General features: G+C 65.1%; 2 protein-coding genes and 4 pseudogenes. 1 reads left to right on the top strand and 5 read right to left on the bottom strand.

Going from position 1 to position 6,101, the window contains the following annotated elements:
- Positions 1-277: 277 nt before the first annotated feature.
- Together ACFWW8_RS37865 and ACFWW8_RS37860 are read right to left on the bottom strand one after the other, a co-directional pair.
- Positions 278-672, bottom strand: a pseudogene (locus ACFWW8_RS37865) (transposase family protein); the annotation flags it as partial.
- Positions 673-759: 87 nt separating this feature from the next.
- A pseudogene (locus ACFWW8_RS37860) lies at positions 760-1,319 on the bottom strand (transposase); the annotation flags it as partial.
- A 56-nt stretch (positions 1,320-1,375) separates the two neighbouring features.
- On the opposite strand from ACFWW8_RS37860, the gene ACFWW8_RS37855 reads away from it, so the two are divergent.
- Positions 1,376-2,482 (top strand): epoxide hydrolase family protein, encoded by a 1,107-nt coding sequence (locus ACFWW8_RS37855; protein WP_386537315.1) that lies wholly within the window; start codon positions 1,376-1,378, stop codon positions 2,480-2,482.
- Between the two features lie 142 nt (positions 2,483-2,624).
- Here ACFWW8_RS37855 and ACFWW8_RS37850 read toward each other — a convergent pair whose 3' ends face one another.
- The 3 genes and pseudogenes from ACFWW8_RS37850 to ACFWW8_RS37840 all read right to left on the bottom strand — a co-directional run bounded on the left by ACFWW8_RS37850 (position 2,625) and on the right by ACFWW8_RS37840 (position 6,080).
- Positions 2,625-3,008 carry a RidA family protein gene (locus ACFWW8_RS37850; protein ID WP_386537312.1) on the bottom strand — a complete coding sequence of 128 codons (384 nt, stop codon included), beginning with the start codon at positions 3,006-3,008 and terminating at the stop codon, positions 2,625-2,627.
- 341 nt (positions 3,009-3,349) lie between these two features.
- Positions 3,350-4,599 (bottom strand): annotated as a pseudogene (locus ACFWW8_RS37845) (IS701 family transposase).
- A gap of 324 nt (positions 4,600-4,923) precedes the next feature.
- Positions 4,924-6,080: pseudogene (locus tag ACFWW8_RS37840) on the bottom strand (IS701 family transposase).
- Positions 6,081-6,101: the final 21 nt, after the last annotated feature.

Genomic DNA, 6,101 nt, shown 5'->3' with positions numbered 1-6,101 from the left:
GATGAGGGCGCACTTCCCAGCCAAGATCAGCTACACCACTCGGCGGGACACCATCAACGGAACCGTCAGATCACCCCCTCGAACTGTTCCCGCAGCCGTTCGGGGTACGGCCGCACCTGCCGATCGGCAGGTACGGCTCGATGAACTTCCACTGTGCATTGGTGAGTTGCCTACGTGTCACGACCAATGTCCTACCGGGTTCCGCCCGACAGAGAAGGCAAAACCCAGCAACTGATCACGACACCACACAGGCCCTAGCCGTAGGTCCGCTCCACGGGTTGCGGGAGGACGCGGCGAGTGTGCGGTCGTGGATCGCGATCAAAGTTCCGTCCACGACCGGGACTCGTTCGACTTCGGCGACCCGTCGCGGGGCCGGCTCCAACACCAGTAGCGACCGCAAGCGCTGGATGACCCGGCAGACGGTGGCCGAGGAGATCCCGAGAGCGGGGCGAGCTGACGTGTCGTGAGGTTCGTTCGGTGGTACACGGCCAACAGCAGGACCCGATCCGGCAACGGCAGGCATCACGAGCGGCCGCCACCGGGACCGTTTCCACCCCGTTCCTGCACCACCTTCACTAGCTTCTCAAACCGGCCCATCCGCAAGCCGGTGAACGTCTCCACCCCCAACGCTCCAGCCCGCAACACCCCACCCGCATAAGAGGAATGCCTCATCCCAGACGTTCTGCAACAACCTCTACTGTAAAGGGTGTTGCAGAAGGTCCGTTTCGGGTATGGCTGAGTGGTGTCTGACCTGCTGGTTCACTGTGCCATGGCGAGGTTGTGCATGGTGGCGACGGCGTGGCGGAGGCCGTCTCCTTTCTGGCGGCAGTCGCGGAGGATCTTCCAGTTCTTCATCCTGGCGAAGGTGTGCTCGACGCGGGCTCGACCCTGCGGTGTTCGGCGTTGTCCTCTTTCTGGCCGCGCAGGAGGGGGCGTCCGGCTCGTCTGCGGTGCGGGACGATCAGCCCGGTACCCAAGTAGGCGCCGTCAGCGATCACCGTAGTGCCCGCGGCTTTCGCCGGCAGGTCTGACTCGCGCCAGACGTGGGCGTCGGCCTTGTTGCCCGGTGCCGGCCGGGCGCTCGCGACGACCAGACGGGTATCGGCGTCAATGATGACCTGCACGTTCGCCGAAAACCGGTAGTTACGGGAAAACGCCGCGACGCTGCGGTCACGGACCGGGAGCAGCGTGCCGTCCACGATCCACAACCGTTCGACGTCCGCGACGGGCCGCGCCGCCGGCTCCAGCGCGAGAAGCGAACGCAGACGCTGTATGACCCGGCAGACCGTGGCCGGGAAGATCCCGAAGAGCGGAGCAAGCCCCAGCCGCTGGTATCCTGCGTGCGCGCTGTAGCATGTCGGCGTAACATTCAGCCATGCGCCCGGAACCATTCCACTTGCAGATGTCTGATGTCTCACGGGCCGACCTCCGTGACCGTCTCGCGCGGACGCGCTGGCCCGACGAGCCGGCTGGTGAAGCCTGGAAGTCCGGCACAAGTCTCGCTTATGCGAAAGAGCTGGTGCGCTACTGGGAAAGCGATTTCGACTGGAAGGCCCAGGAAGAACGCATCAACGGCTTCCGGCAGTACAGGGTTGAGATCGACGGCATCGCATTGCACTACATTCATGAGCCCGGGCGATGTGAGAATCCGATGCCGTTGCTTCTCAGCCACGGCTGGCCGGGCTCGATCGTCGAGTTTCTCGACGTCATCCCACGTCTCACCGAGCACTTCACTGTCGTCGTACCCTCTCTGCCTGGCTACCCGCTCTCGTTCCGTCCGGGGCAGCGTCGCTTCGGCGTGGCAGAGATCGCCGACACGTTCGCCAAGCTGATGACCGACGTTCTTGGTTACACGAAGTTCGGCGCGCAGGGCGGTGACTGGGGTGCCTTCATCACCTCGCGTCTCGGCGCCCAGCGACCTGAGCTCCTCACCGGGATTCACCTCAACTACTTGGCGGTGCTCCGTAACACCAGTTTTGCCTCTCCGACCGAGGAGGAACGGCAGTGGCTTGTGCAGCTTGAAGGGTGGGTGAAGGAAGGGTCAGCCTACGCCACGATTCAGGGCACGCGGCCGCAGACACTTGCCTATGGCCTTACCGACTCGCCCGCCGGGCTGGCGAGCTGGATCGTCGAGAAGTTCCACGCCTGGACTGATCACAAAGGTGTGGTGGAAAGCGCTGTCTCGCGTGACGACATGCTCGCGAACATTTCGCTCTACTGGTTCACCGGTGCCATCGGATCATCATTCTGGCCGTACTACGCGCGCTCGCAGGGCCCCTGGCCCATTCCAAGCACCGTCGACGTGCCGACCGCCTACACCGCGTTCCCAAAGGAAATCCTGCGCCCCCCACGCTCGGTGGCGGAAAAGACGTACACCAACATCCAGCGCTGGACTGACATGGATAGAGGTGGGCACTTCGCCGCGCTCGAGCAGCCGGAGCTGCTCGCCGACGACATAACTGCGTTCTTCAAAGGACTCTGACCCCCGCCGATCGACGGAAGTGATGCTCAGCGGTTACAGCAATCACCGGTGACAAGTCGAGGTCTGGCCGCGGCTGAAAGCCTTGATCGCCTCAGCCGCGGCCAGGCTCTTCCCTCAACGAGGCGCCTGTGGCCGTGACTTGTCAGGGGCCTGCGCTCACGGCTGTAGCCTGGATTTCCAGCAGGTAGGCCTCGCTGGCGAAAGCGGTCACTAGGGTAATGCGGGCAGGGCCGACCTCGGGGAAGACGGCGTTATACTGATCGTTCCACTCGGCAAAGTCCTCGCGGCGGGCGAGGTAAGCCTCAACGCGCACAACATCGTCGGTGGAGGCGCCAATCTCGCCAAGAATGCGCTTCATTTCGGCGAGGGTTTCCCGGGCTTGCTGAGCGAAAGGCACCACTTCACCAGGCGCCGCTGCAGCGGCGCTGGGCGAGATCAGCCCCGAGGTGAAGACGAGGTCGCCGACGCGGGCAGCACCGGGGAGGCGGGGAATCTGCCCAGGGGTACGGATTATTCTGTTGGTCACGTTCTTACCTTTCAGCGTAAGTGATGTTTTCAGGGCCGCAGGAGGATCTTGCCGGTCGTGCGTCGCCCTAGGAGTTCTGCGAGTGCTTGCGTGGTGTCTTGCAGCGGGTAGGTGGCTCCGATGTGCACTGCCGGATTACACCAAGCCCGTATCTTCTAGCCTAGTACTCCAGCAGGATTTTGATGTCTGACCTGCGAGTTTCGCTGGGCGGCTGGAGTGTAGCGGGCTGCGGTGTGGTCAGGGGCGGTCTTCGTCGGGCCGTCCATCGATCGTGCGACAACGCCGCGAGTAGTGGCAGCGGCGGGCGACTGCTTGGCGCTGGCGGCGCCAGTTCGACCATCTCAGCGCGTGGTGTCGTCCTCGGTCGCCACGGAGGTGTGGGGGCCGGGGACGACAAGCTGCCAGGAGTCGCCGAACCTCCGCCACTGTGAACTCGATTGCCCCTGCATCCTCATCGGTGCCACCCCCTTTTCCCGGAGATCGCGCGCCGTGGAGGCCAGGAAGGCGTGGGCGAGCATGGCGAGGGTGATGTGCCGGTACCAGCCGACGTAGCGACGGACTTCGTACTGGTCCAGGCCGCACTCGTTCTTCGCGGCCTGGAAGCACTCCTCGATCGCCCAGCGTGTCCCGGCGATCCGCACCAGCTCCTGAACGGTGGTCTCCAAAGGGGCGTAGGCGAGGTAGTAGGCGATCTCGTCGGGCCTGCGGATGCTGCGGCGGGCCAGTGCCCACCGCATCCGGTGGGGGATTTCGCCCTGGTAGTCGAATTCCTCGACAGCCGGCAGCCGCACCGCCGCCCAGTGGTAGACGCGAGGGCCTTTCGCGCCGTCACCGCACGAAATCCTCTCCCATGCTTCGGCCGGGGCCTGCGCGAACAGGCCGTCGATGCGGGGGCAGCCCACGGTGAACTGGGACTTGGGCACGGCCAGCACGTAGCCGACGCCAGACTGTTCCAGCAGCCGGCGAAAGCGGCTCTCCTGTCCATAGGCGGAGTCCGCGGTGACCCAGGAGATGGGCAGCGGTGAGGCGAGGGACCTCAGCACGATGCGGCGGGCCAGTTCACCCTTGGTGGCGAACTCCCGCTCGTCGGGAACGCGGGCTGCCCGGCAGCGTTCACGGTCCTCGGTCCAGCTCTTGGGCAGGTAGAGCTCACGGTCGACCAGGGCCCGGCCCAAGGTGGTGGCGTAGGCGGCGAAGACGCCGATCTGGCAGTTCTCGGTGCGTCCGGCGGTTCCGGAGTATTGGCGCTGGACCCCGGCGGATGTGGTGCCCTTCTTGATGAACCCGGTGTCATCGATGACGAGGACGCCATCACTCTCGCCGAGCTTGTCAGCGACGTATTCCTGCAGGTCATCGCGGATGTCGTCGGGGTTCCATTCGCTCCGGCGAGTAGGTGCTGCAGGCCATCTGGGGTGACGTGGCCTGCCTGCTCGGCCAGTTGCCAGCTGTTCTTCCGGGCCACCGGGGCGAGCAGACCGCGTACGTAATCGCGCATGCGACGGCGTAGCTCCACCCGGCCGAACCGATGGCCAATGGTCACGAAGAGGTCGTCCAGGTCCAGGTTCCACTGCTCGCCAACACGCGCGCTGATCACCCGATGAAGCTGCCCCGCCGCTGCCACTACTTGCTGCGTTGTCGCACGATCGATGGACGGCCCGACGAAGACCGCCCCTGACCACACCGCAGCCCGCTACACTCCAGCCGCCCAGCGAAACCCGCAGGTCAGACATCAAAATCCTGCTGCAGTACTAGTACTGCAACGGCGTTTGGCGTGATGGTTTGTGGGCTTTGGGTGACGTGTGGCCGCGTCGTTTGTAGTGGCTGATGCGGGCCTGGAACTGGCGTCGGCGGCGCCAGTTTGACCAGTGCAGGACGTGCTCGACGAGTGGTGGCCATGGGTGGGTGAGGCGGGTGATCAGGCGTCGGAGTTCAGGGAGGGTGAGGGGTATGAGCCGGGAGGATCCGTTTCTGCTTTCCCGGAATCCAGGGCTCGGGCCCGGAGGATGGTGAGGCAGGCGTGTGCAGCCATGGCCAGGGTGATGTGGCGGTGCATCCGGGGTAGCGGCGGACCTGGTAGTCGTCCAGGCCGCACTCCTGCTTGGCGGTCTGGAAGCATTCCTCGATTGCCCAGCGGCTGCCCGCGACGCGGATGAGCTCGTCGAGGGTGGTGTCGGCGGGGCAGTAAGCGATGTAGTAGGAGATCTGGTCCGGCCGGCTCACACTTCGGCGGGCGATCACCCAGTGCCGGCGGTCCTCCCGGTGCCAGGGCCGGACCTCGACCCTCGCCCAGTCGTAGACCCGCGGGCCGTGGGCGCCCATCCCGCAGGAACGACGCTTCCACTTCTGCCTCGCGAGGCCGTTGAACAGGTCGTGAACCGGGTGGTCCATCGCCCAGCGGGAGACGACGGTGTCATGCCGGGTGGTGGCCATGACATGGAAGACATCAGCCCGTTCCAGCTCGGTCCGCCAGCCCTTGGAGAAGCCGTAGGCGGCGTCCGCCGTCACCCACCGGCACGGAATCTTCTCCGTGATCGCCCGGCGGACCATGGCTTTGGCGATGACGACCTTCGTCTCGAAGGCCACCGTGTCCTCGATGCCCGCGGTCCGGCAGCGTTCCCGGTCATCGGTCCATGACGTGGGCAGATACAGGCGGCGGTCTATCAGCGTTCGACCGCGGGCACCGGCATAGGCGAGGAAGACACCGACCTGGCAGTTCTCCGTCCGGCCCGCCGTTCCCGAGTACTGGCGCTGGACCCCGGCGGAGCGGACGCCCTTCTTCAGGAAACCGGTGTCGTCCACGATCAGGACCGCGTCCGGGTCACCGAGATGCTCAACGACGTAGTCGCGGACGTCGTCGAGGACTTCATCGGCGTCCCAGTCGCACCGGTTCAGCAGCCAGTGCATCCGGTCCGGAGCCGCATGCCCTGCCTCCTCGGCAAACGTCCAGCCGTTCTTCCGCTCCAGCGGAGATATCAGCCCCCGCATATACGCCAGTGCCGACTCCCGCGGCTCAGACCGGGCAAACCGGTGAACCGTTCCGGGTTCGGTAGGGACTCGATCGTTTGAGAGGATCGAGTTATGGCACGTCCTTCC

Source organism: Streptomyces sp. NPDC058701, assembly GCF_042715295.1.
Taxonomy (GTDB): Bacteria; Actinomycetota; Actinomycetes; order Streptomycetales; family Streptomycetaceae; genus Streptomyces.
This window is presented reverse-complemented; position numbering and strand designations above follow the sequence as displayed.